A 24,968-nucleotide genomic window follows, 5' to 3' on the forward strand; every position below is an offset into this window, starting at 1 on the left:
CGTCCGGGTGCCCAATGCGAAGATCGCGTTGTCGACCGCATCGGTCTATCCCGAGCGAACCCCCGACGCCTTCGAGCTCGCGGCACGCCTGGGTTACGACGGCGTCGAGATCATGGTCGGGCAGGATCCGGTCAGTCAGGACGTCGACGTGCTCCAGCGTCTCCGCGACCACTACGAGCTGCCCATCCTCGCGATCCACGCGCCCTGTCTGCTGGTCACCCAGCGCGTGTGGGGCAAGGACCCGTGGCTCAAGCTGCGCAAGGCCCAGGCCGCCGCCGAGCGGCTGGGCGCCGGCACCGTCGTGGTGCATCCCCCTTTCCGCTGGCAGCGTGACTACGCCCGGGACTTCGAGATCGGGCTGGCCCGCATGCGCGACGAGACCGACGTGGTCTTCGCGGTCGAGAACATGTTCCCCCTCCGGGCCCGGGGCAACGAGGTCGTGCCCTACTCGCCCGACTGGAACCCCCTCGACTACGACTTCCCCCACGTCACCCTCGACCTGTCCCACACGGCGGTGTCCGGGTCGGACGCCATGGAGATGGCCACCAAGCTGGGCGACCGGCTGGCCCACCTCCACCTGGCCGACGGCATCGGCACCACGAACAAGGACGAACATCTCGTACCGGGACGAGGCAACCAGCCCTGCGCTCCCATGCTGGAGCGCCTCGCCAACGCGGGCTATGGTGGGCTGATCGTGCTGGAGATCAACACGCGGAGAGCGGCGACCCGCACCGAGCGGATCGACGACCTGGCCGAGGCGCTGGCCTTCGCCCGGCTCAACTTCGCCGCCTCGTCCGCGAGGAAATGAGCGCTACAACCCCATGAGTCACCTGGTCTTCGACGCGCCCAGGGTGGCCGAGGCGTACGACGCGGCCCGACCGGAATATCCCGCCGCGCTCTACGACGCCCTGTCCGAACTCTCCGGCACGACGCTCGACGGCGCCACCGTGGTCGACGTCGGCGCCGGGACCGGCATCTCCTCCCGTGGCATGCAGCGGCGGGGCGCCCGGGTGGTGGCCGCCGATCTGGCCGGGCACATGCTGGCCTATCACGACGGCGCCTCCGTCCTGGCCGACGGCAACGTGCTGCCCTTCCGCGACGGCTCGGCCGACCTGGTGACCTACGCCCAGGCGTGGCACTGGCTCGACCCGGTGCGGTCGATCAAGGAGGCCAGGAGGGTGAGCCGGAGGGCGGTCGCCGGATGGTGGAACTCCGTCGACACCGGCAAGGCCGCCTGGCTGGCCGAATGCCAGATCAGGTTGTCCGACGTGCCGGGTTACACCGGGCCCGAGGGCCGGGACCTGCCGGCCATCGCGCGGGCGATGACCGAGGGCGGGCTCGACGTCCGCGATCGGTGGGTCCACTGGACCCGCCACGTGGGGCTCGACGTGTTCCTGACCAACCTGCGCTCCCACTCCTACATGGCCCGGCTCGACCCGGCCACGGCCGACGAGCTGATCGAGCGCGAGCGGGCGGAACTCCTGCGGGTCTGCCCTGGTGGTGATCTTGTCGTGCCGATGCGCGTTTACCTCGCGGTCGGCCGGAAAGAGCCCGCCGGATGACGGAACAGCGGCGGCGCAGGCCCGGCAGGAGGCCCGGATCCCTCGACACCCGGGGTGAGATCATCACCGCGGCCCGGGGGGTCTTCGCGGAGAAGGGGTTCGACAAGGCGACGGTCCGGGGCATCGCCCGTGAGGCGAACGTCGATCCGGCCCTGGTCCACCACTACTTCGACACGAAGGAGGGCCTGTTCGTCGCGGCGATGCGGTTCCCGGTCGAGCCGAGCGTGGCGGTGCCGATGATCCTGGCCGGGCCCCGCGAGGAGCTGGGGGAGCGGCTGATCCGGTTCATCCTGACGGTCGCCTCCGACGAGGACCGGCGGGCGCCGATCATCGCGATGATCCGGTCGGCGATGTCGAACGAGCAGGCGGCCACGATGGTGCGCGAGTTCCTCGGTGAGGCGGTGCTCCAGCGGCTCGCCCAGGGGCTGGGCGTCGATCCGATCAGGATCGAGGCGGCGTTCGGGCAGATGATCGGCGTGGTGATGCTGCGGTATATCGTCAAGATCGAGCCGATTGCGTCGGCGACGCCCGATGAGCTGGTCGCCCTGCTCGCGCCCACGTTGCAGCGATATGTCGACCCCTGACGGAGCGCCTTCTAGAGGTTTGTTCTAGGGTCTGATTATGGTGACCACGATGGCGATGAGGAGGCCCCAGTGTTGCTGGTCTGCATAATCGGGCTGCTGATGACGGCGCTGACGATCGCGGTGGTGGCCAGGCGGGTGGGCTTCCTCTATCGGCTCGCCACCGTCGGCGAACCGGCGCCCGAACGGATCGAATACGCCCGCGCGAACATCGGGGCCGAGATAAAGGCCCAGCTGGTGGAGGTGTTCGGGCAGAAGAAGCTGCTCAAGTGGACGCCCTCGGGCATTGCCCACTTCTTTGTCATGTGGGCGTTTTTCATTCTTTTGACCGTTTATGTGGAAGCCTATGGCGCGATGATCCAAGGCGCCATCACAGGACGGCCCGACTTCCACATCCCGCTGATCGGCCGCTGGCCGGTGCTGGGCTTCCTGCAGGACTTCATCGCCCTGGCGGCGCTGCTCGGCCTGGTCGCCTTCGCCGTGATCCGGATCAGGAACGCGCCCTCGAAGCTGGGCCGCGACTCCCGCTTCTCCGGGTCTCACCTGGGCGGCGCGTGGCTGATCCTCTTCATGATCTTCAACATCATCTGGTCGTTGTTCCTGTTCCGGGCCGCCGCGATCAACACCGGCAACTTCCCCTACGAGTCGGGGGCCTTCGTCTCCGAGCTCGTGGCGCGGATCCTGCCGACCTCGTCACTGCTGGAAGAGATCGCGCTGCTGCTGCACATCGGCCTGATGCTGGTCTTCGCGGTGATCGTGGTCAACTCCAAGCACCTGCACATCTTCACCGCCCCGCTGAACGTGTTGTTCTCGCGGCGTCCCGACGGCCTGGGCGCGGCCCAGGAGATGCGCAGCGGCGGCAAGGTGCTCGACTTCGAGGAGGCCGACCCCGAGACCGACGTCTTCGGCCGGGGCAAGATCGAGGAGACCAGCTGGAAGGGCTTCCTCGACTTCTACACGTGCACCGAGTGCGGCCGCTGCCAGTCGCAGTGCCCGGCGTGGAACACCGACAAGCCGCTGTCGCCCAAGATGCTCATCCTCGACCAGCGTGACCACGCCTTCGCGGTCGCGCCCTACCTGCTGATGAGCGAGGAGCAGCGCGCCCACGCCGGTCAGGACGTGCTGGCCCTGCTGGAGAAGCCGCTCGTCGGCGAGCAGGGCGTCATCCACCCCGACGTGCTCTGGTCGTGCACCAACTGCGGCGCCTGCGTCGAGCAGTGCCCGGTCGACATCGAGCACATCGACCACATCCTCGACATGCGCCGCTACCAGGTCATGATCGAGTCGGCCTTCCCCTCGGAGGCCGGCGTGATGCTGAAGAACCTCGAGAACAAGGGCAACCCGTGGGGAATGCCCGAGATGAAGCGGGCCGAGTGGATCGAGGAGCTCGACTTCGAGGTCGAGATCGTCGACGAGAAGATGCCCGAAGACACCGAATACCTGTTCTGGGTCGGCTGCGCGGGCGCTCTTGAGGACCGGGCGAAGAAGACCACCAAGGCGGTCGCCGAACTGCTGCACATCGCGGGCGTCAAGTTCGCGGTGCTCGGCCCGATGGAGGCCTGCACCGGCGACCCGGCCCGCCGCCTGGGCATGGAGTTCCTGTTCAACATGCTGGCCCAGCAGAACATCGAGACGCTCAACGAGGCCGGGGTCAGGAAGATCGTGGCCACCTGTCCTCACTGCTTCAACACCCTGGCCAACGAGTATCCGCAGCTCGGCGGGCACTTCGAGGTCGTACACCACACGCAGTTGCTCTCTCATCTGGTCGACACCGGGAAGCTGACCCCGATCACGCCGATCGAGGAGAAGATCACCTACCACGACCCGTGCTTCCTCGGGCGGCACAACAAGGTCTACTCGCAGCCGCGCGACATCATGGCCAAGGTGCCCGGTGTCACGACGCAGGAGATGCACCGCCACAAGGACCGCGGCTTCTGCTGCGGCGCCGGCGGCGCGCGGATGTGGATGGAGGAGCGCATCGGCAAGCGCATCAACACCGAGCGGGTCGACGAGGCGCTCACCACCGATCCCGACACGGTTTCCACCGCCTGCCCGTTCTGTCTCGTGATGCTCGGCGACGCGATCAACGAGAAGAAGACCACCGGCAAGGCGAAGGAGACTCTGGAGGTCGTCGACGTGGCCCAGCTCTTGATCAAATCCATCAAGGGCTGACTCGGCCGTTGATCGGTTGTCGAATCCGCTGGTCAGGGCCACATGCGCGCCACCCTCTTCTCCACATAACGGGAGAATCACGGTAACCTCAACGTTGGCTCAATCAACGGGGAGGGGGCTGAACGGTGGGTGTGGTCGTCACAGACGCGGAAGTAACTCTTGCCGACGTGCTCTCCCTGCGGATGGCGATCGACCATCCGCTGGAGGCGGGCACGCATCTGGTGCTCCGGCACCGCGGCACCGGCTCGGAACGGAAGGTGCGGCTCGGGACCCCGGGCCGCCCCGCCAACGACGCCACCGTCGCCGTCTCGCTGGCCGGGTTGAAGCTCACCCCCGGCCGCTGGGACGCCTACCTCCAGCAGAGCGGCCCGCGCACCCGCATGCAGAGCGTCGACCCGGGCTTCTCGCTCGACCGCCTCGACGCCTACGCGCTCGGCCGCCGGACCATGTCCTACCGCGCCTACCGCACCCGCAACGGCTTCCTGGCCATCAAGATCGCCGATGCCGAGCCGGTCGCCGACGTGCGGGCGGTCTGGTTCCGCGAGGGCCGGTTCGAGGTGACGGGGCTGCTGGCGTACACAGGGCTGGGAGACGACGACCAGCACCACCGCGCCCGGCTCTCTCTGAAGCACAGTGACGCCACCGTGACCGCGACGGCCACGGTCCAGGGTGTACGGTTCCACGCCGCGCTCTCCCTGTGCGACGTCCTGGCCGCCACCCCCGACTCCGAGGGGGTGTGGGAGCCCTCCCTCGAAGTCGACGGGGTCGACGGCCCGATGGCTTTGGGAGCGCTCCTCGACGACGTGGAGGGCAAACGCCGCCGCGTCCACTACCCGGCGACGAAGATCGACGGTGTCCCGATCAAGCCGAGCTTCTCGCCCGCCGACCATCTCCGGCTCGAGGTGGGCGCGGCGTGAAGATCACCTTCCTGGTGCCGTCCGCGTACGGTATGCGCGGTGACATACGGGCGATGCTGAACCTCGCGGCCGCCCTGACGAGCGGGCACCAGGTCGAGGTGGTCAGCGTCAAGCGCACCAGGGACGCCCCGTTCTTCCCCGTCGACCCCGCGATCAGGCTGCGCTGGCTGGTCGACGCCCGGCCCGGCCGCCACCTGCTGCCGCGCGGCCAGGTGCGCACCGAGGTGGCCCTCTGGCGGGCGCTGCGCGCGATCCGCTCCGACGTGCTGGTCACCGCCCGGCCCAGCCTGAGCGTGCAGTCGGCCCGTTACGCCCCCCGCGAGGTGGTCAGGATCGCCCGCGAGTGGACGCGGCCGGCCGTGCCGACCCCCGTCCAGCGTTTCTACCCGCGCCTCGACGCCGTGGTGACCAGCACCGACGCCGGCCGAGGCGAGTGGACCCGGCTGCTCGACGACGAACTCAGCGTGCACACCATCCCCGACCCGCTGCCCAAGGGCCCGTGGCCGAGATCGCGCATGGACAACCGCATCATCAGCGCCGGGGGCCGGTGGGTGTCCGACAAGGCGTTCGACCGGCTGATCAGGGCGTTCGCGATGGTCGCCGACAAGCGGCCCGACTGGCGGTTGCGTCTCTACGGCGCCGGCTCGGAGGAGAAGCGGCTGCGCGCCCTGGTCGCCGAGCTCAGCCTGCACAACCACGTCTATTTCATGGGCACCACCCCCGACCTGCCCGGCGAGTTCGCCAAGGCGTCGATCGTGGCGGTTCCGTCGCGCCACGAGGTGCTCGGCATGACCGTGAACGAGGCGCTCAGCACGGGGGTGCCCATCGTGGGCTTCGACGGGCCGAAGGGGCTGGCCCAGTTCGTGCGGCCCGGGGTCGACAGCGTGCTGGTCAGCGAGGGGGCCGGGGAGATCGAGGCCTACGCGGGGGCGCTGCTCTCGCTGGTCGACGACGAGCGTAAACGGATGACGCTGGCCGCCGGGGCGCTCGAATCGGCCACGCAGCGCGCCGCCACCGCCATCGCCGCCCGCTGGCAGGATCTGATGTATGGCTTGCGCTCCAGAGCCTGACCCTCGGGGAATAACAGATCCCGAGCCCCCAAATCCGGAAGCCCGGGATCGTGATCTTCAGCTTCAGCGACTCGCCGAAGTCCGCAACCCGAGCGCGTTGTCGAGCTCCTCCAAGGTCAGTCGGTCATCCGTGAAGTTGACGGCCTCCAGAACCTCGGCGTAAAGCGCGATTTCGTCCAACGCGACACGGTCATGGACCCGGGAGTCCAAGTCGTCGTGCCCCACCGCGTCGTCCTTCCTTCCGCAGCCCACACCCTCTTCGAGGTTACGTCCGCGTCGGTTTCGGCGACATGGCCCATCGGGACCATTCCCGCCGCCGGACCCCCCTCGACTAACCATTTCCCGCTAAGCGCGATCACAATTCGGTCAATTTCCCAAGGTAGGTGGGACCTGATTGCTAAAGGATGATTTATCGGTCTTTGCGGGGTAAGGGGGATCTGGCGGTCAGGAGTGGTACAACCACTCCGAGGTGATCTCCGAGACGGGCCTTCCGGGCATCCGCAACGGCGAAGGAACCGTGTCGTCGCGTTCGTGAATCAACTTCCCAGAGACGGCCGAAGCCGACGGGAATCCTCTTTCCGGCACCGACCTGCCGATCATGGCAGACCATGCCAGACCTGTGGCGTAGGCCGCGCCGAGGAGTGTCGAGGCGGCCTCGCGGCCGGGCGGGGAGAGGACGTCGGGCAGCGCGCCGTTGACGGGCCACAGGGCCCTCAGCGGGTGGGCCGAATCGTCAAGGGCCTCTCGCACGGCCCGGCGCACCTCGTCGTCGAGCAGGGGGAAGACATCTGTCACCTGAGCGTCAGCCACCGTTGACAGGTCACAGGCGAGGAGGCTCCCGGCGGCCAGGCGCGGGTCGACGCCCCGGCCGGCCAGGTAGCCCAGTGCCTCGGTCAGGTCGTAGAAGGTGTGCTGGAAGTGGTCCTTCGGGGCGGTCTCGTGGATGGTCGTACTGGTCAGATGGGGTGGCAACCGGTGCAGCCAGTGTCTGGCCAGGTCTGACCCCCGGTCGGCGTGGCCGTGGTCGAGCCAGGGCTGCCGCAGCAGGGGCTCGATCATCACCGTGAGGGCCTGGGCACGCGGCCGGAAGCGCGGGTCGTCGCTCAGCACAGTGGCGACCTCCGCCGCCAGCCCGGCCAGGCGCAGCGCCGTCTCGTGGGCTCCGGCGGCCAGCCTCTCCCTGTACGGCTCCAGCATCGCCTCCAGCCGCACCCCCGGCAACCACCTGACCCAGTCGTCGCCCGGCAGCGGCCTGCCCAGGAACTCGCCGAACATGGTCAGCAGTTGCTCGTTGCCGTCGAAGGCCGGCGCGTAGGCGCACCACATGACGACGCCCCACACCACCGCGACGGGCGAGGTCACCTCGGGGGCGAACAGGTCCTTCAGCGGCCCCGGAACGAGCGGGAAGTCCTCCTGGCTCAGCCCCCGGTGGGCCGCCAGGATCGCCCTGATCCGCTCGGCGACCTCCGGCAGCACGTCGGGCCCCACGAACCCCTGCGTCGACCCCCGGTCGGCCGCGAAGTCGGGCCCCTGCGGCACCAGCCACCACGGGATGGCGGGGTTGACGCGTACACACGTGTTGCGCACCCCGGGCTCGGCCGGGGGCGGCGCGAGCATCCACTGGCCGTCGGCGTCGCGCCGGTACCAGCGTGCGCCCAGCCCGAAGATCCAGCACGAGCCGTCGTGGGCCGACAGCCCACGGCGGGCGAGCGCCTCGGCGCGTGCCTCCATCGGGCGAAGCGACCACCGCGGGTCGGCCACCATCGCCCGGACGTCCTGCTCCACGGCCGCGAAACCGTCAAACTGCACGAGCCACATGCTAGAACATGTGAAACTTTCACCCGGCTGAGCTGGATAAATGGCTCTGAGCTGGGGGACTCGCGGCACAACCTCTTGGCATGTCCGCTGTTGTTCCACTTCGATGGTCTTCGTGACGGAGACCCAGCAGGCCAAAACCGACGCGGACCAGCCGGAGAACGCTCCCACCGCGAGGCGGAGATGGCTCGGGCAACCGGGCGACCTGACCGCCCTGGGCATCTGGTTCTTCTGGCACGTCGCGACGTACATCTACATGGTCCTGGCCGCCCCCGGCCGGACCGAGGCGCCTCTCCTCGACCGGCTGACGCCCTGGGACGCCGAGAACTTCATCACGATCGCCCAATACGGCTACGACGGCGCGCCCGGGATGACCGACGCGCCCAAGCTGGTGGCGTTCTTCCCCGGGTTGCCGCTGCTGCTGCGCGACCTCAACTGGCTGGTGCCCAACTACGACCTGCTGATCGTGCTCGTGTCGGTCGTGGGGAGCGCGGTGGTCGCCGTTTTCCTGTCGCGGCTGAGCGAGTCGTACAAGGAGGGCACCGGCACCTGGACGGTGCTGGCGTTCTTCCTGTCGCCGTTCGCGGTGTTCATGTGGGCGGGCTACTCCGAGGCCCCGTTCCTGGCGCTGGCGATCCCGGCCTGGCTGCTGGCGCGGCAGGGCCGCTGGGAGTGGGCGGCCGTCTGCGCGGCGTTCGCCTCGTCGATCCGGATCACCGGGCTGTTCCTCGCGCTCGGCCTGGCGGTCATGTTCCTGGTCTCAGAGAACGGGCTGCGCGCCGACTGGCGGAAGATCTTCTGGCTCGTGGTGCCGGGGTTGCCGGTGCTGGCGTACATGATCTTCCTCAAGATGCGGGTCGGCGACTGGATGGCCTGGAACGCCGCCCAGGCCCAGTACTGGGGGCGTTATCCCGTGAGCCCCCAGGAGGTGCTGGTCAACACCTGGAACCGGTCGCTGGAGGAGCCGGTGCTCGCGACGTCGTATCGTGAGGAGATCATCGCGGCGTTCGTGCTGGTCATCCTGATCGTCTGGCAGCTGGTGCGGCGGAAATGGGCAGAGTTGGCCTACCTGGCGCCCCAGGCCGTCGCGTTGCTGGCGATGTCCTCGTTCTACATGTCGGTCGGGCGGGCATCGTTGTTGTGGTGGCCGCTCTACATCGGGGTCGGCATCGCCGCGGCGCGCAACAAATGGGCGTTCATGGCGTATGTCGCGGTGGCGGCGCCGGTCATGGCGATCAATGTAGGAAACTTCACCACGGGGGCCTGGGTTGGCTGAGGTGTTCGCTCTGGACGACGACCTGCCGTCGATCGATCCGACGGCCTGGATCGCGCCGGGCGCGGTCGTGGCCGGCCGCGTCCGCGTCGGCACGCACGCGAACGTCTGGTACGGCAGCGTGCTACGGGGAGACGACGAGTCCATCGAGGTCGGCGCGCAGTGCAACGTCCAGGACCTGTGCTGCCTCCACGCCGACCCCGGCTTCCCGGCGGTCCTCGAACCGAGGGTCAGCGTGGGCCACAAGGCGGTCGTCCACGGCGCATACGTGGAGACCGGCGCCCTGATCGGCATCGGCGCCATCCTCCTGAACGGCGCCTACATCGGCGCCGGCACGCTGGTGGCCGCGGGGGCGCTCGTGACGCCGGGCAAGAAGTTCCCCGGAGGAGTGCTGCTGGCCGGATCTCCAGCGAAGATCATCCGAGATCTCGACGAAGACGACGTCGCGACCTTCGCCGAGACCCCCGACCGCTACATGGACAAGGCCCGCCGCCACGCACGTGCCCGGCGCTGGTGAGCGGAGTTGGTCGCCGCCTTGCGCGGAAACCAGGACCGGATGGAGGGTCTCGCCGCGGTGGCCGAGGAGGCGGCCCTGACGGCCTGACCAAGCGGGAGATCGGCGAGAAGCTCTACGTGTCCCACCTCTACCGGATCTTCCCCAAGCTGGAGATCACCTCAAGATCGGCGCTGGCCGCGGCCTTCGACCGGCTAACCTGAAGTCTTGATCATCCCCGCCGACTTGTCACACATTTGTCGCGTTGACCCGGCGCGGGCGCGCCCGCGTCCGGACTGAGGAGCGCAGGAGAGCGAAGCGAACCGGAGTGACGAGGGAAGACGCGGGCATGAAGGCGCCCGCGCCAGCCGCGCCGGAGGCTCGGCCGAATAACAGGGTTCGGGTTGCGCCCCGCCGCCGATAGCAGGAAAGTCGTGTCTTGATACGTCTTCCCGCCATCTCCCCCAAGGCTCTTCATGACGAACCAGACTGACAGTTTCCCCGACCTCATGAGCGACGACTCGTTCGAAGTCGTCATGCGTGGATACAGCCGCCGCCAGGTGCACGACTACATGATCCGCACCCGGAACCAGATTCGTGATCTTGAGGAGCGTCTGGCACGTACCATCGACCAAGCCGAGCAGAGCCGGCTGGAGCTCGCCGAGGCTCGCCGGAAGCTGACCGAGGCTCCGCAGAGCCCCGACGAGCTGGGTGAGCGGCTGAGCCAGATCCTCAAGCTGGCCCACGAAGAGGCCCGTGCCAACAAGGAGGCCTCGGAGAGCGCGGCCTCGCAGATGCGTGACCAGGCGGCGGCCGAGGCCGAGCGTGTGGTGTCGACGGCGCGGGAGCAGGCCGACTCGATAAGGGCGGCGGCGCAGGAGGAGGCCGAGCGGCGCATCCACGACGCGACGGCGTCGGCCGAGCGGCTGCTGGCGCAGGCCGGGGCCGAGGCGGAGGAGAAGGTGGCGACGGCCAACGCCGAGGCCGAGGAGACGTTGCGGGACGCGCGGGCCGAGGCCGACCGGCGGGTGACCGCCGCGACGCTGGAGGCCGAGAAGCTGGTGGCCGACGCCAACGCGGTGGCGGAGCGGACCTTGACTTCGGCCAAGCAGCGTGCGGGTTACCTTGACGAGCACACCGGCCGGCGTGTGGTCTATCTGACCGACACCCACACCGAGGTGATGCGCCGCCTGAACGAGATCGGCGCCGTGCTGGGCGACCTGCTGCACCGTGAGCAGGCCGCCGGTCCGCTGATCGATGAGGCGTCGGTGTTGCCGCCGGCTCCGTCGATCGACGAGGAGCTCCCGGTCGAGCGGGCCGAGGAGGAGGAAGAGGACGAGGTTCCGGCGTCGGCCGCGCAGCCGGCAGCCGCGCCTTCCCCGGCCGCCGCCGGTCCCGCTGTGCTGGTCGATCAGGCCGCCGAGGAGGATGACTCCGAAGACGAGCATGTGATCGTCGATCACGACCCGGCCGTCGCGGCCGCGCCGGTGGACCTGCGACGCGGGCTGCCTCCGATGGATGCCCGCGGCGCCTGAGTGTGGAGATGGGCCCGCCAATGGGGTGGCGGCGGGCCCACCGCCGATCTTGAGCGGGGACGGCTGCCGGCCGTTCCCGCTGTTCAGCTCCGGCCGGCGTCGTCGGCGGCCGGTGTGGTGCCCCGTGAGAGCGCCTCGTCGTTGGCTGGCACCAGTGGAAAGCGCCCCCACGGGGGTCTGTGGTTATCGGTGTATGAGAAAGCGGAAGCCTCCGCCCCCGATAGGGTCGGAGGCTTCCGCGCTTCGGTGGGCATCAAGGATCCGCCGTGTTGGCACGTTCCTCCTGGTCGCGTAACAACTGGCGTAATCCTTCCGGCTCGTCCGCGTCGATGGTCATCGCGCAGCCGGCCTCCCGCTGAGCGGAACTCAGGGGATGGTGGCGGGTTGCCCACCACCGTCCCGCATCGCTCCGCCAGATAGTCCATTCCGGATACTCGCGGGCAATTTCGGCAAGATGCCGGTCAAAGGACATCTGCCCACCTTTCCCTCGCCGAGCCGCCCCGGGTGTACCCCGATCTCCTTGACGTCTCCCTATCAAGGTGCGGGACATCTCTAGAGAAGACAAGATCCTGGGAGGACAGGTCCACCTATCGTCCGATTTTTCAAGTTGAACTACGCATCGAAGTCGTACTGGAGTACATACGACGCGGCGTCGAGTGTCATCTCGTTGAGCTCAACCGGTATGCCTCCCGAGGTGTACGCCGTGCGCACCACGACGATGATCGGGTTCCCCGGCGGCAGATGGAGGAGTTCGGCCTCCTGGGGCTGCGGCATCCGGGCGCGTAACTCCTCGGTGAAGTGGGCCGGAAGGTAGCCGAGGTCGCCCAGGCGGGCGTAGACGCCGCCGGGGCCGGTGTCGGGCAGGGTGATGGCGGTTCCCTCCACCAGGTCGGCGGGGAAGTGGGAGACGGCCAGCTGGACGGGCCTGCCGTCCACGTTGTAGCGCCGTCGGCGGATCCAGACCTCGTCGACGTCGAGGACGCGCCCGATGTCCTCGCTCGCCGGCAACCGTTCGATGTGGACCTCGTCCACCGTGTAGGCACGCCCCCGGGTGTCGGAATCCCAGATCGCGCGCCCCTGCCCCCACTGTTCACGGGACAGACGTCGTGACCCATGCCGTCTGATGGGCCGAAAGAGTCTCACGTATACCCCCGAACCTCGCCGCGGAACAGCCAGGCCCTCATTGATGAGTACGGCCAGCGCCTGCCGTGCGGTGGCGCGCGCGATGCCGTACTCGGTCATGAGGGCGTTTTCGCCCGGTAGCCGCTCCCCATCGCGGAGTTCGCCCGACAGGATCTGCGTGCGCAGCCGGTCGGCGATACGCCGGTAAATGGGGGGCTCGTGATGCACCGGGGACTCGGTCACGTTTGATCACCCTCTGTCACCAACGGGGGGTTAGCGTCTCCAGAGAACTTGCCCCGTCTTGTCCACGATCGCACAGAGAGAATGGTTGGTCCCGAGCCTAATTTGAGCGGATCGGGCCCCTGTGGCGATCTTCAGCGGTTAGTGCAGCCCGTTACCCTGGAACGGTCCTAGCCGCTATTCACCCGGCCCACCAACGCTGCGTCATGACCGCAGCCAGGACCGCACCCGTCGTGTTCAGCAGGATGTCATCGACTGACGACACACGGTGGAGCTCCAGGCCGTATTGAAGTAACTCGACGGTAAGAGATCCGGCCGCCGCGACGGCCGCGACGATCTTCAAACGAGCCAACTTTTGAGACCTGAGGGGCAAAAGCGCGCCCAATGCGGCGAACACCAGCAGATTGCCTCCGACCTGCACGAACGCCGTCCCGGCCGATCCCGTCACTACCTGTGCAAGATCGTGAAATGGGACCAGACCGACCGCCCGGTCAGGAGCCGAGGGGTCACCGGGAGTGAGGATCATCCAGAGCCAGGGCGCCGTGCCGATCACGATGAAGACGTCCGCGTACGCCGTCCGTGCAGGTTCCGGGTGGTTGGAACGCTCCCGGAACCGAGTGAGCAGGTGAGCGACACCCCATCCGACGGGAATGGTCAAGAGGGTGGCGATGACGACATGTCCCCATAGATCCCACGCCAGCAACATGACTGTGTCCTTTTTGGCATCCATCGGGCCGGTTGTTCCGGACACCCCATGGCACTTGCGGTCAGGGCTAAATGCGACAAAAACCTTAGCCGTAAACGGTCACCAGAAGGTGGCCCCTTGGGAAGCCGACCCTTGGTGACGCATTGGGCTGCCGAGTCAGGATATTTCTGGAGATGATGTCTGGCATGAGCATCACCCGCGCCGGCTGTGCCGCGCTCGACTCCGCCGACCCCCTTCGCGGTTTCCGTGCGGAGTTCGTCCTGCCGGAGAACGTGGTCTACATGCTCGGCAACTCGCTCGGCGCGTTGCCGCGGCGCACGATCGAGGCGGTCTCCCACACAGTCATCGCCGAATGGGGACGTGACCTGGGGCAGAGCTGGAACACCGCCGGATGGTGGGACCTGCCGGAGGTGATCGGCGACCGGATCGGCAACCTGATCGGCGCCGGGCCCGGCACGGTGCTCACCGGCGAGTCGACCTCGGTCTCGATCTTCAAAGTGATGTCGGCTGCCGTCCGGCTGCGTCCGGGCCGCCGGACCGTCGTCGTGGAGTCGGAGGGCTTTCCGACCGATCGGTACGCCGTCCAGGGCCTCGCGGCGGGCTTCGACCTGAACGTGCGAGATTTCGGTCCGGGCGATTCGCTCGCCGACGTCCTCGACGACGACGTCGCCGTGGTGCTGCTGTCCCACGTCGACTACCGGACCGGCGCGCTGCGCGACCTGGCCGCCGACACCGCGTCGGTGCACGCCGCCGGGGCGCTGGCGATCTGGGACCTCTGCCACAGCGCCGGGGCGCTGCCCGTCGAGGTGGGCGCGGCCGACTTCGCGGTCGGGTGCACGTACAAATATCTGAACGGCGGGCCCGGAGCGCCGGCCTATCTCTACTGCGCGCCCGCGCACCTGGCGGAGGCCGAGCCGGTGCTGCGCGGCTGGCACGGGCACGCCGCGCCCTTCGCCTTCGAGGCCGACTACCGGCCCGCCGACGGTGTCCGCCGCTTCGCCGCCGGAACTCCGCCGATCCTGTCGATGAGCGCGCTCGCCGCGTCGCTGGACCTGTGGGAGAAGGTCGACATCAGGTCGGTGCGGGCCAAGAGCGTCGCGCTGACCGAGTTGTTCATCGCGCTGACCGAGCCTCTCGGGCTCGACCTGGCCACCCCGCGCGACCCGGCCGGGCGCGGCAGCCAGATCAGCTTCCGGCACGAGCACGGCTATCCGATCATGCGGGCCCTGCTCGACCACGGGGTGCACGGCGACTTCCGCGCCCCCGACATCATGCGGTTCGGGTTCACCCCGCTCTACCTGCGCTACGTCGACGTGTACGACGCCGCCGACACCCTCGCCGAGATCATCGGCAAGGGCATCTGGCGGGACGAGCGTTATCAGCGCCGGGTGACGGTCACCTAACGCGTCTTGGCCTTGTCGGCGACGATCTCGGCGGCCAGGGCGACGCACTCGGCGCAGATCCGGCCGCCTTCGCCGTAGACCATGTGGAGGTGTGGGTTCGGCGGCTTGCGGCAGAACGAGCAGGCCGCCGCGCGCCGCGTCTTGCGGGCCGAGAACGGGTGGGTGAAGTTGCGGGTGAAGCGCTTACGCGCGGCCTGCTTCGACACGCCGAGGCGGTCGCCGATGGCCGTCCAGGAGGTGCCCGCGGCGCGGGCGTCGCGGACCGCCAGATCGATCAGGGCGTCGGCGTCGCGGGTCATCTCCTGGCTCAGCTCGTTGGCTGCGGCCAGGGTGTCCAGCGGGTCAGAGGGGTTGGCCGCGCGTTTGCGTGCGCGGGCGAGTAACTCTGATGGCTCCATATCGACAACATTAGGTTGTCATCTGGGTCAGAGCAACTTGCCGAGCCGTTTCGGCGCGACGAGCCGGTAGCTCTCCTCGACCCAGTCCTGGAGCACGTCGAACTCGGGCAGATCGCTCGCGTAGGGGACGGTCACCCAGCCGGCCCGGCCCAGGCCGTAGCGGCTCGGGATGGCGCCCGGCACGCTCAGCGCGTGTCCGTGGGCGACGACCAGCTTCACGCCGAAGCCCGCGCCCGGCTCTTCGGGCAGATGTCCGGCGGGAGCTACAGCCGGCCTGCGGTCACCCGCGTCCCGCTCCGGGGGGCCCAGGAACAGGAAGATCTTCTTGTTGACCTTGACGACGGCGCTGTCGTCCCAGGGGAAGTCCTCGAACGCCTCGGGCAGGGTGAGGGCGTACGCGCGGAGTTCGGCTCGGATACTCATGTGCTACTCACCGGTAACTTGGGATGCGGGGCTCAGGCCCGGCCCCGGGCTGGGCCTCCAGCATTGCCCCATGAGCAAACCCGTGCCAAGTAAGACCACATCCGCGTATTTCGCGCAGTCCGTCATCTCGTTCGGGCTGGCGCTCGGCGCCCTCACGCTGGGGGTCGCCTACCTGCCCGTCGACCCCTGGATCAGGTCGTTCTTCGCCGTCGGCGTCTTCTATCTGGTGACCGCGTCGTTCACGCTGGCCAAGGTGATCCGCGACCGGCAGGAGGAGTCGGCCGTGGTGGCCCGGGTCGACCAGGCGAGACTCGACCGGCTCCTCGCTGAGCACGATCCTTATCAGAGCTGACGGGCTCAGGTGTACTTGCTCTGCGCGCCACGGACGTAGACCGGCTCGCCCGACTGGACCAAGGCGTAGATGATCTTCGAGGTGTGGATCGGAATCCGGATGCATCCGTGTGAGGCCGGATATTTGGGAACCTCCGAGGATCCGTGCATGGCGATGCCGCCGTTGAAGTAGATCGAGTTGAACATCGTGCCGAGCGGGCTCGTCGTCCAGCCCGGCGCCCGCGTCCCCGCCCGGAAGTCGCCGACGGGAGTGCGGGCGAAACCGCAGTGACCGTTGTCGCAGTACGACCGGTTCGCGCCCGTCGAGATGTGGGTGGTCAGATCGGGCTTGCCGTCCCGCCAGACGGTGAGCAGCTGCCGCCGGACGTCGATCTCGACCCGATCGGTGGCCCTGGGGCGGACCAGCGGCTTGACGCGCCGCGGGTGGCGCAGCGCCCACATGGTGTCCCGGTCGATGCGGTTGGTCATGCGCAGACCGTTGACCTTTTGGAAGGCCCAGACGGCGTAACGGGTGGTCTCGCCGTAACGGCCGTCGTCGACGCCGGAGTCGAAGCCGAGCTCCCGCAGGCGCTGCTTCATGGCGCGGATCTGGTGACTCTTGTCGCCGAACTTCATGACCTCGATACGACGGGGTCGTTGACGCTCGTGCCGCTGGTGACCGACCTGGTGGGCGTGGTGCGTGCCGGTGTGGGCGGCGTGGTGGGCGTTCGGGTGCCCGTGGTGGCGGGCGTGGGCGTCGTGGTGGCGGCCATGCGTTTCGTGGCGGCTGGCGTGGGCGTCTTGATGCCTGCCGTGCCTGTCGTGGTGGCGGCCGCCGAGCATGTCGTGGCGACCGTGCATGTCGTGGCGACCGTGCATGTCGTGGCGACCGTGCATGTCGTGGTTGCGACCCTGCATGTCGTGGTTGCGACCCTGCATGTCGTGGTGGCGGGCCTCCATGTCGTGATGGCGAATGGCCAGGTCGTGATGGCGGGTGTCCACGTCGTGACGTCTGTCGTCCATGTCGTGATGCCGGCCATGCGCCTCGTGATGCCGGCCATGCGTGTCGCGGTGGCGGCCGTCATGCATGTCGTGGTGTCGCCCGTGTGCGCGGTCGCCGTGCATGTCGTGATGTCGCGGGTGCCCGTCGTGGTGGCGGTCGTGCGCGTCCGGGCGGTCGGTGTAGTGGAAACGCATGTGCCGACGGCCGCCAGGGTCTCTGCGGGACGACATCGAGCGCCGGTGATTCGCCTCGAAGCGGCGGTGGCCGAGGACCGTGCGCCCGTTCGTGGTGCCGTAGGCCGCGCGCTGGACGGCCGCGCCGGTGAGCGCGTGCCCGGCCGTCGTGCTCGCGGTCACGCGTCGTTGCGCCACGCCGTTGGCCGCGCGCCGTTGTGCCGCCGCCAGAGCGGCGTGCTGGGCGGCCGTGTGGCCGGTGGCGGTGTACCGGGCCGCGTGCCGCTGGAGTGCGGCGGAGGCCGCGCGTTGCTGGGCTGTACCCAGGGCCGCGCGTTGCTGGGTCGTGCCCAGGGCCGTGCGCCGTTGCACGGCGGCGGAGGTCGTGCGCTGGTTGTGCCTGCCCTGCGCCGCGTGGTGGTGGGCCGCCGCCCAGGTGGCGTGCTGGTTGGTCGTGCCGGTGACCGTGTGCCGGGCGGCTGTGCCGAGGGCCGGCTGCCGGTTGGCCGTGCCGTGCGCGCGGGTCGCAACAGGGCGCCGGTCCCGTGTGTGGTCACGGTGCACGGTCGGGCGCCCGTGCTGCTTGTTCTCCTGTACGTGCTTGTGCTGCCTGTCCTTCACGGCTTGGTTGCCGTGCTTTCTATCCGCCGAGTCGGCGAAGGCCGCCGACCCGGTGATCAGCGCCAGCCCGAATCCGAGGCCGACGACCATATATGTCCGCATGGGGGCGAAATTCCCACGGAGATCCCCGGACAGACCGGACTTAGGCGATCTTGATGGAAAGATGATCTTTTAATAGGCGAGTGCCTTTGTCTTGGCGCTCGGCGCCAGCATCGTCTCCTGGAACTTCGGGAACGCCACCGTGCGCGGGTCGCCGTCACTGGTGTAGCGCTCGCCCGGGTTCTCCTTCAGCCAGTCGAGCCACCCCGTCGAGCAGAACTTCGCGCAGTCGCCCTTCTTGTCCATCGACCGGATCCGCGGGATGCCCAGCGGGTCGAACGCCCCGCTGAACGGCGACTGGGCCGGCATGTAGCCCGCCAGGAACACGCCGGAGTAGTTGTACTTCACCCCCTTGTCGGAGCCCTTGAGCGCCCACTCCTTGGTCTTCGGCTGGTTGCCGTAGGGGAGGGCGAAGGTGACGACCTCGCCGCCGTTGAGGTCGGTGATCAGCTTGTGCCCGGCGGTGACCTCGTCGAGCACGACCTGCTTGGGCTTGCCCATCAGGTTGGTGTGGTCTTTCGTGTGGTTGCCCAGTTCCATGCCGTGCTGCTTCAGCCAGGCGACGATCTGCGCCTGCTCGGCCGGGCTGCTCTTGCCGAACATGTCGCGCGTCACGTAGAACGTCGCCACCGGGCGGAAGCCCGGGTACTTCGCACCCGCCTCCAGCAGGATCGCCACCGCGGTGTCCTTGGCCGGGGTGCCGGTCCCGTCCAGGGTGACCTGCGACGGCGACGAGTCGTCGAAGGTCAGCACGACCGGGTGCTTCCCGGCCGGAATGTCGATCTTCCCGGTCACGTACTCGGCGGCGGTGATCGGCACGTAGCCTTCCTTGGCCAGCCGTTCGAGTTCGGTGCGGAACTGCTTGGGCGTGCGGTCGTCCTGCGTAGTCGGGTTCTCGATGATGCGGTGGTACATCAGGACCGGGATCTGACCCAGTTCGTTGGCCTTGACCGCCTTCGCGTTGGCCGCGCTCACCGGCTTGATGGCCGCCGGTTTGACCTCGACCGCCGTAGCGGGCTTCTGGCCTTGGTTGGCGCCACATGCCACACACCCGGCCAGCACGATCAATCCGACAGTCGCCGCGGCTCTCATCTCTGGTGCCCCTCCGATAAGTCATGTCATTGACACGGAGAGTGATCCCCTTTGGTGAGGGCGAAGACGGCTAAGAGATTTTAAAGTTCACGTACAGGGCGAAATGTGGCATTCGGGATGCCGGTGGCGAGGGGGGCGAAGTGTCACCGCCGGCATCCCGTCCGCCATCGTGAAGACGCCACCGGCCATGCCCCTGACCTCGGGCGGCGAGATCACGATGACGCGCTGATCCGCTCCTCTCCGGAGTAGACGTTCATGGACCGGCCACGCACGAACCCGAGCAGGGTCAACCCGGACTCGGCGGCCAGTTCCACCGCCAAGCTTGACGGCGCCGACACCGCGGCCAGCACCGGAACGCCCGCCATGACGGCCTTCTGGACGAGTTCGAACGAGGCCCTGCCCGACACCATGAGCGCCGTTTGCCGAAGGGGCAGCCGGTCGTCTCGCAGCGCCCATCCGACCAGCTTGTCGACCGCGTTGTGGCGGCCGACGTCCTCCCTGACGGCCAGCGCCCGGCCGGTCGGCGTGAACAACCCGGCGGCGTGCAGGCCGCCGGTCCGGTCGAACACCTTCTGGGCGGTACGCAGCCTCTCGGGCAACTCGGCGATGACCTCTTCGGAGAACGTGACGTCGTCGGGGGCGACGTCCCAGCGGGCGACCGTCCGGACCGCGTCGAGCGAGGCCTTGCCGCAGACCCCGCATGACGAGGTCGTGTAGAAGTTGCGCTCCAGGGAGGTGGCCGGCGGCCTCACGCCGGTCGTGAGCCGCACGTCGAGCACGTTGTAGGTGTTCTGGCCGTTCTCCAGGGCCCCCGCGCAGTAGCGGATGGCCTCGATGTCGCCCGCCTTGCCGATGACCCCCTCGCTGACGAGGAACCCGGCGGCGAGGTCGAAGTCGTCGCCGGGGGTGCGCATCGTGATGGTGAGCGGCTTGCCGTTGAGCCGGATCTCCAGCGGCTCCTCGGCGGCCAGGACGTCGACCCGGTGGGCGTGCCCGGTCTCCCGCAGCCGCAGGATGCGCCGCTGGACGGTGACCCTACCCATCGGAGGCCACGTTCTGGACGTGCTGGAAGCCGAACCGTCCCTTGATGCACAGGTTGCCGTGGGTCACCGGGTTGTCGTGGGGAGAGGTGACCTTCACGATCGTGTTGTCCTGCACGTGGAGGGTCAGGTTGCAGCCCACGCCGCAGTAGCTGCAGATCGTGGTGGTCTGGGTCTGGCGCTCCTCGTCCCAGGTGCCGGCCTCGCGCATGTCGAACTCGTTCTTGAACGACAACGCGCCCGTCGGGCAGACCTCGACGCAGTTGCCGCAGAACACGCAGGCCGAGTCGGTCAGCGGGGCGTCGAACTCGGTGGAGATCGTGGCGTCGAAGCCGCGCCCGGCCACCGAGATGGCGAAGGAGTTCTGCCACTGCTCGCCGCACGCGTCGACGCACTTGTAGCACAGGATGCACTTGGCGTAGTCGCGCACGTAGAGGTCGTTGTCGACCTTCGGGGGCTCGGCCACCGTCGCGGCGTCTTCGCCGAAGCGGGCCGGGTCGGCGCCGTATTCGGCCATCCACTCCTTGGCGTTGGGGGTGGTCGACAGGTCGACGGAGGAGCCGAGCAGCTCCAGCACCACCTTGCGGCTGTGCCGGGCGCGGTCGGAGTCGGTCTTCACGACCATGCCGGGCTCGGCCTTGCGTGAGCACGCCGGGGCGAGGGTGCGGGCGCCCTCGACCTCGACGACGCAGACCCGGCAGGCGTTCTTCGGGTTGAGGGTGTCGCCGTAGCAGAGGGTCGGGATGTCCTTTCCGGCCGACTGGCAGGCGTCAAGCAGGGTGTCGCCTTCGGGGACGCGCATCGCCTCGCCGTCGACGGTGATCTCGATGAGCCGCCGTGGCGGACGCAGGGGGACGCTCATGAGCTCTCCTTAGCCGTGAACACTCCAAGCCGGTCGATGGCCGATTCGACGGCGTTCCAGGCGGTCTGGCCCAGGCCGCAGATCGAGGCGTCGCGCATGGCCTGGCCCACCTCCCGCAGGAGCAGCAGATCGCCCTCGCTGCGCCGCTTGGACAGCCGGTGGAGGGCCTCCTCCTGGCGGACCGTGCCGACCCGGCAGGGCACGCACTGGCCGCACGACTCGTCGCGGAAGAACTCGGCGATGCGCAGCAGCACGCCGGGCAGTTCGACCGTGTCGTTCAGCACCAGCACGACCCCGGAGCCGAGCGTGGCCCCGGCCGCGCGGGTGCCCTCGAAGGTCAGCGGGATGTCGAGCTCGTCGGCCCGCACGAACGCCCCGGCCGCGCCGCCGAGCAGCACCGCCCGCAGCTCACCGGTCGCACCGCCGGCGAGGTCGAGCAGGTCGCGCAGGCTGGCGCCGAACGGCACCTCGTAGATGCCCGGGCGCTCGACCGTGCCCGAGACGCAGAAGAGCTTCGTGCCGGTGGACGACGAGGTGCCGACGGCCGCGTAGGCGGCGGCGCCCATCTCCAGGATGTGGGGCACGTTGACCAGGGTCTCGACGTTGTTGACCACCGTGGGCTTGCCGAACAGACCCTTCTCCACCGGGAACGGGGGCTTGGTGCGGGGCTCGCCCCGGAAGCCCTCGATCGAGTTGAAGATCGCGGTTTCCTCGCCGCAGATGTAGGCCCCCGCGCCGCGCCGGATCTCGATGTCGAACGAGAACCCCTGGCCGAGGATGTCGTCGCCCAGCAGCCCCCGCGACCGCGCGACCGTGATCGCGTTCTCCAGCCGCTTGAGCGCACGCGGGTATTCGCCCCGGATGTAGAGGTAGCCGAGGGCGCAGCCGTTGGCGTAGCCCGCGATCGTCATGGCCTCGATCAGGGCGAACGGGTCGCCCTCCATCAGAACCCGGTCTTTGAAGGTGCCCGGCTCGCTCTCGTCGGCGTTGCAGACGAGGTAGTGGGGACGGTCGAGCTGCCGCGCGGTCGCCTCCCACTTGCGGCCGGTGGGGAAGGCCGCGCCGCCCCGCCCGACGAGCCCCGACTCCAGCACCTCGCGGATGACCCCGGTAGGGCCCAGCTCGAAGGCTCGCCGCAGGCCGGTGTAGCCCCCGGTCGCCCGGTAGTCGTCGAGGCTCAGAGGGTCGACGACACCGATGCGCCTGAGCAGGACCAGACCGCCGAGCCCGGATAAACCGGGCGACCGGCCGCCCTCATCTGCCACGGCATCCAGACCCGTCTGCGCAATCGTCCCGGAACCCAAACTCGAACCCTCAGCGGGACCCAAATCCGGAGCCGAACCCGAACCCGGAGCCGAACCCGAACCCGGAGCTGGAGCCGAACCCGGAGCCGAACCCAGAGTCGAGCCCGGAGCCGGAGCCGAACCTGAACCCGGAGCGGGAGACGAAACCGCAGCCGGGACCAGCCGTGGGGTCGCCGGTCCGTGCGGCTGGGCTTGTGGCACCGCGGCCTCGACCGGAGGTTCCTCTGTCGTGGCCGGCCATTCCTGCCCGACGGCGCACGGCCCGTAGACCGCGTTCGCCGGGGGATCGCCCGCCTCGATCGCCAGCGCGGCGGGAGCGCGTTCGCACAGGCCCAGGCACGGGCTGGGCTGCCAGGAGACCCCGGGCGGGCCGAAGCGCTCCTCGACGTCGCGGCGGACCGCCTCGGCGCCCTTGGCGGCGCACGCGAGGTCGGTGCAGACGTGGAGCACCCGGGCCTGGCGGGGCTTGACGGAGAACAACGAGTAGAAGGTCGCCACCGAATAGGCCTCGGCGGGCGGGATCGTCAGCCGGCGGCAGATGTAGTCGAGCGCGCCCTCGCTGATCCAGCCCACCCGGTCGTTGACCGCGTGGAGGGCGGGCAGCAGCAGGTCGCGGCGGTCGCGTGCCACCCGGGGGGCCTGCGTGGCGAAGCGCAGGTCGAACTCGGTGCGGTCGCCGCCGTCCCAGGCGGACGAGGGCGCTCCGAGGAGCGCGTCGACGGCGGCGCGCTCCTCGGCGGTCGGTTCGGCGTCGCGGAACCGAAGATCCATGCGTCGGTCACCCGGCCTTCGCGGGAACGAGGCGGTCGATGCGCACCGCCGCGGCCTTGAACTCCGCCGTTCCGGCGATCGGGCAGGTCGCCTCGATCGTCAGGGCGTTGGTGTCGACCTCGTCGGGGAAGTGCATCGTCATGAACACCAGGCCCGGACGCAGCGCCGGGTCGATGTAGACCGGAGCCACGACGGTGCCCCGCCGCGAGGAGATGCGGACCTCCTCGCCCGCGGTGACGCCCAGCGCGGCGGCGTCTTCGGGGGACAGTTCGATGTTCTCGCCGCGCCGCAGCGGGGAGGCGAAGCCGGAGCTCTGCACCCCCGTGTTGTAGGAGTCGAGGCGGCGGCCGGTGGTCAGCCGGAACGGGTATTCGTCGTCGAGCAGGTCGACCGGTGGCGAATGGCGCAGGATCGCGAACGGCGCCGGTCTCCCGCGTCTGTCGGGGTCGGTCTCCCACAGGCGGCCGTGGAGGAACGGGGGTTCGAGCTCCTCGGTCGAGGGGCACGGCCACTGGATGCCCTGGTGTTCGGCCAGCCGCTCATAGGTCATGCCGTAGTGGGCGGGCGAGACCGAACGCAGTTCGTCCCAGACCTCTTCGGCGCCGGAGTAGTTCCAGTCGTGGCCGAGCCGGCGGGCCAGCTCGCACAGGATCCAGATGTCGTCGCGGGCCTCGCCCGGCGGCACCAGTGCGGCGCGCACCCGCTGGACACGGCGCTCGCTGTTGGTGAAGGTGCCGTCGGACTCGCACCAGGCCGCCCCGGCGGGCAGCACCACGTCGGCCATCTGGGCCGTCTTGGTCAGGAAGATGTCCTGGACGACGAGGTGGTCGAGCATGCTGAGCCGCTTGACGCAGCTCAGCGAGTCGGCCTCGGACTGGACCGGGTTCTCGCCGATGAGGTAGCAGGTGGTGACCTCGCCCTCGGCCATGGCCTCGAGCATCTCGGTCAGGTTGAGGCCGTAGCGGGGCTGGATGGGCGCCTGCCAGGCCGCTTCGAACCGGGCCCGGATCGCGGGGTCGAGGATGTCCTGGAAACCGGGGAGACGGTTGGGGATGGCGCCCATGTCGCCGCCGCCCTGCACGTTGTTCTGGCCGCGCAGCGGCGACAGGCCCGAGCCGTAGCGGCCGACGTGGCCGGTCAGCAGGGACAGGTTGATGAGGGCGCGCACGTTGTCGGTGGCGTTGTGGTGTTCGGTGATGCCGAGGGTCCACACCAGTTGCGCGCGGTCGGCGCGGGCGTAGGCGTGGGCCATCTCGCGGATCGCCTCGGCGGGCACGCCGGTGACCTGCTCGGCCGCCGACAACGTCCACGGTTCGACGCTGGCGGCATATTCGGCGAAGCCCTCGGTGGCGCGCTCGATGAACGTCGTGTTGTGGAGACCGGCGTGGATGATCTCGCGGGCGACGGCGTGGGCGAGCGGGATGTCGGTGCCGACGTTGAGACCCAGCCAGCGGTCGGCCCACTGGGCGGTGCCGGTCCGGCGGGGGTCGACGGCGAACATCCTGGCGCCCTTGCGGATGCCCTTGAGGACGTGCTGGAAGAAGATGGGGTGGGCGTTGCGGGCCGCCGAACCCCACATCAGGATCACGTCGGCGTCTTCGACCTCCTGGTAGGAGGAGGTGCCGCCGCCGCTGCCGAAGACGGCCGACAGGCCCGCCACGCTCGGGGCGTGGCAGGTGCGGTTGCACGAGTCGACGTTGTTGGTGCCGATGACCACGCGGGTGAACTTCTGGCCGATGTAGTTCATCTCGTTGGTCGACCGGGCGCACGACAACATGGCGAAGGCGTTGGGCCCGTGGGCCGCGACGTTGCGCCGGAAGCCCTCGGCCGCACGATCGAGCGCCTCCTCCCACGTGGCCCGCCGCAGCACACCGTTCTCGCGCACCAGCGGATGGGTCAGCCGGTCGTAGTGCTCGGTCTTCTTCCGCTTCATCGACCTCATCCTTTCGTATTCTGTATGCAG

The 24,968-nt window shown here is 68.9% G+C and carries 23 protein-coding genes; 11 read left to right on the forward strand and 12 right to left on the reverse strand.

Annotated features, from left to right (window positions below; translation table 11 throughout):
- The first annotated feature begins 7 nt into the window (after positions 1–7).
- The 6 genes from QSK34_RS16025 to QSK34_RS16050 all read left to right on the forward strand — a co-directional run bounded on the left by QSK34_RS16025 (position 8) and on the right by QSK34_RS16050 (position 6,302).
- Entirely contained in the window at positions 8–808 is an 801-nt protein-coding gene (locus QSK34_RS16025; RefSeq protein ID WP_285584853.1) for a sugar phosphate isomerase/epimerase family protein, read from the forward strand.
- Between the two features lie 13 nt (positions 809–821).
- A complete protein-coding gene (locus tag QSK34_RS16030) occupies positions 822–1,562 on the forward strand; it encodes a class I SAM-dependent methyltransferase (protein ID WP_285584855.1) in 741 nt (246 codons plus the stop codon).
- A complete protein-coding gene (locus QSK34_RS16035; protein ID WP_030454854.1) occupies positions 1,559–2,146 on the forward strand; it encodes a TetR/AcrR family transcriptional regulator in 588 nt (195 codons plus the stop codon). The genes QSK34_RS16030 and QSK34_RS16035 overlap by 4 nt, the downstream gene beginning before the upstream one ends.
- A 69-nt stretch (positions 2,147–2,215) precedes the next feature.
- Positions 2,216–4,315, forward strand: coding sequence for a (Fe-S)-binding protein (locus tag QSK34_RS16040; RefSeq protein ID WP_285584860.1), 2,100 nt, complete (start codon positions 2,216–2,218; stop codon positions 4,313–4,315).
- 167 nt (positions 4,316–4,482) lie between these two features.
- Complete coding sequence (locus QSK34_RS16045; RefSeq protein ID WP_285584862.1) at positions 4,483–5,232, forward strand: hypothetical protein; 750 nt, start codon at positions 4,483–4,485, stop codon at positions 5,230–5,232.
- Positions 5,229–6,302, forward strand: coding sequence for a glycosyltransferase (locus QSK34_RS16050; RefSeq protein ID WP_285584864.1), 1,074 nt, complete (start codon positions 5,229–5,231; stop codon positions 6,300–6,302). Before QSK34_RS16045 ends, QSK34_RS16050 begins: the two co-directional genes overlap by 4 nt.
- A 444-nt stretch (positions 6,303–6,746) precedes the next feature.
- Here QSK34_RS16050 and QSK34_RS16055 read toward each other — a convergent pair whose 3' ends face one another.
- A complete protein-coding gene (locus QSK34_RS16055; protein ID WP_502875511.1) occupies positions 6,747–8,111 on the reverse strand; it encodes a hypothetical protein in 1,365 nt (454 codons plus the stop codon).
- Between the two features lie 121 nt (positions 8,112–8,232).
- Between QSK34_RS16055 and QSK34_RS16060 the strand changes: the two genes are divergently transcribed.
- The 3 genes from QSK34_RS16060 (at position 8,233) to QSK34_RS16070 (ending at position 11,418) form a co-directional block, all read left to right on the forward strand.
- The gene (locus QSK34_RS16060) at positions 8,233–9,393 is read left to right on the forward strand and encodes a mannosyltransferase family protein (RefSeq protein ID WP_285584868.1); all 1,161 of its coding nucleotides are present in this window, start codon (positions 8,233–8,235) and stop codon (positions 9,391–9,393) included.
- A 1-nt stretch (position 9,394) separates the two neighbouring features.
- Positions 9,395–9,907: a gamma carbonic anhydrase family protein gene (locus tag QSK34_RS16065; protein ID WP_245653058.1), complete on the forward strand. Its 513-nt coding sequence runs from the start codon at positions 9,395–9,397 to the stop codon at positions 9,905–9,907.
- Between the two features lie 452 nt (positions 9,908–10,359).
- Positions 10,360–11,418 carry a coiled-coil domain-containing protein gene (locus tag QSK34_RS16070; RefSeq protein WP_285584878.1) on the forward strand — a complete coding sequence of 353 codons (1,059 nt, stop codon included), beginning with the start codon at positions 10,360–10,362 and terminating at the stop codon, positions 11,416–11,418.
- A 253-nt stretch (positions 11,419–11,671) separates the two neighbouring features.
- Here QSK34_RS16070 and QSK34_RS16075 read toward each other — a convergent pair whose 3' ends face one another.
- The 3 genes from QSK34_RS16075 to QSK34_RS16085 form a co-directional block, all read right to left on the reverse strand.
- A complete protein-coding gene (locus QSK34_RS16075; protein WP_083949814.1) occupies positions 11,672–11,890 on the reverse strand; it encodes a hypothetical protein in 219 nt (72 codons plus the stop codon).
- Positions 11,891–12,030: 140 nt separating this feature from the next.
- Positions 12,031–12,783 (reverse strand): GntR family transcriptional regulator, encoded by a 753-nt coding sequence (locus QSK34_RS16080; RefSeq protein ID WP_030454864.1) that lies wholly within the window; start codon positions 12,781–12,783, stop codon positions 12,031–12,033.
- Between the two features lie 178 nt (positions 12,784–12,961).
- Positions 12,962–13,486, reverse strand: coding sequence for a VanZ family protein (locus tag QSK34_RS16085; RefSeq protein WP_285584888.1), 525 nt, complete (start codon positions 13,484–13,486; stop codon positions 12,962–12,964).
- Positions 13,487–13,671: 185 nt separating this feature from the next.
- Here QSK34_RS16085 and kynU point away from each other — a divergent pair, with 185 nt between their 5' ends.
- Positions 13,672–14,889, forward strand: a complete 1,218-nt coding sequence (gene kynU, locus QSK34_RS16090) for a kynureninase (RefSeq protein WP_285584891.1) — start codon at positions 13,672–13,674, stop codon at positions 14,887–14,889.
- On the opposite strand, the gene QSK34_RS16095 is transcribed toward kynU, so the two are convergent.
- Positions 14,886–15,287 carry a ClpX C4-type zinc finger protein gene (locus QSK34_RS16095; protein ID WP_030454867.1) on the reverse strand — a complete coding sequence of 134 codons (402 nt, stop codon included), beginning with the start codon at positions 15,285–15,287 and terminating at the stop codon, positions 14,886–14,888. The two genes, kynU and QSK34_RS16095, sit on opposite strands and share 4 nt — an antisense overlap.
- 27 nt (positions 15,288–15,314) lie before the next feature.
- Positions 15,315–15,710: an MmcQ/YjbR family DNA-binding protein gene (locus QSK34_RS16100; RefSeq protein WP_285584895.1), complete on the reverse strand. Its 396-nt coding sequence runs from the start codon at positions 15,708–15,710 to the stop codon at positions 15,315–15,317.
- A 70-nt stretch (positions 15,711–15,780) separates the two neighbouring features.
- On the opposite strand from QSK34_RS16100, the gene QSK34_RS16105 reads away from it, so the two are divergent.
- A complete protein-coding gene (locus tag QSK34_RS16105; RefSeq protein ID WP_285584897.1) occupies positions 15,781–16,062 on the forward strand; it encodes a YiaA/YiaB family inner membrane protein in 282 nt (93 codons plus the stop codon).
- Positions 16,063–16,067: 5 nt separating this feature from the next.
- On the opposite strand, the gene QSK34_RS16110 is transcribed toward QSK34_RS16105, so the two are convergent.
- From QSK34_RS16110 to QSK34_RS16135, 6 genes are all read right to left on the reverse strand, one after another.
- On the reverse strand, positions 16,068–17,939 hold the full coding sequence (locus QSK34_RS16110; RefSeq protein WP_285584899.1) for a L,D-transpeptidase family protein: 1,872 nt from the start codon (positions 17,937–17,939) through the stop codon (positions 16,068–16,070).
- Positions 17,940–18,008: 69 nt separating this feature from the next.
- Complete coding sequence (locus QSK34_RS16115; RefSeq protein WP_285584901.1) at positions 18,009–19,028, reverse strand: polysaccharide deacetylase family protein; 1,020 nt, start codon at positions 19,026–19,028, stop codon at positions 18,009–18,011.
- A gap of 212 nt (positions 19,029–19,240) precedes the next feature.
- The gene (gene fdhD / locus QSK34_RS16120; RefSeq protein ID WP_285584905.1) at positions 19,241–20,071 is read right to left on the reverse strand and encodes a formate dehydrogenase accessory sulfurtransferase FdhD; all 831 of its coding nucleotides are present in this window, start codon (positions 20,069–20,071) and stop codon (positions 19,241–19,243) included.
- On the reverse strand, positions 20,064–20,930 hold the full coding sequence (locus tag QSK34_RS16125; RefSeq protein ID WP_030454873.1) for a 2Fe-2S iron-sulfur cluster-binding protein: 867 nt from the start codon (positions 20,928–20,930) through the stop codon (positions 20,064–20,066). The genes fdhD and QSK34_RS16125 overlap by 8 nt, the downstream gene beginning before the upstream one ends.
- Positions 20,927–23,005: an NAD(P)H-dependent oxidoreductase subunit E gene (locus tag QSK34_RS16130; RefSeq protein ID WP_285584908.1), complete on the reverse strand. Its 2,079-nt coding sequence runs from the start codon at positions 23,003–23,005 to the stop codon at positions 20,927–20,929. The genes QSK34_RS16125 and QSK34_RS16130 overlap by 4 nt, the downstream gene beginning before the upstream one ends.
- A 7-nt stretch (positions 23,006–23,012) precedes the next feature.
- Positions 23,013–24,947, reverse strand: a complete 1,935-nt coding sequence (locus QSK34_RS16135; protein WP_285584909.1) for a molybdopterin oxidoreductase family protein — start codon at positions 24,945–24,947, stop codon at positions 23,013–23,015.
- Positions 24,948–24,968: the final 21 nt, after the last annotated feature.

It is taken from the genome of Herbidospora sp. NBRC 101105 (assembly GCF_030269205.1).
Classification (GTDB): Bacteria; Actinomycetota; Actinomycetes; order Streptosporangiales; family Streptosporangiaceae; genus Herbidospora; species Herbidospora solisilvae.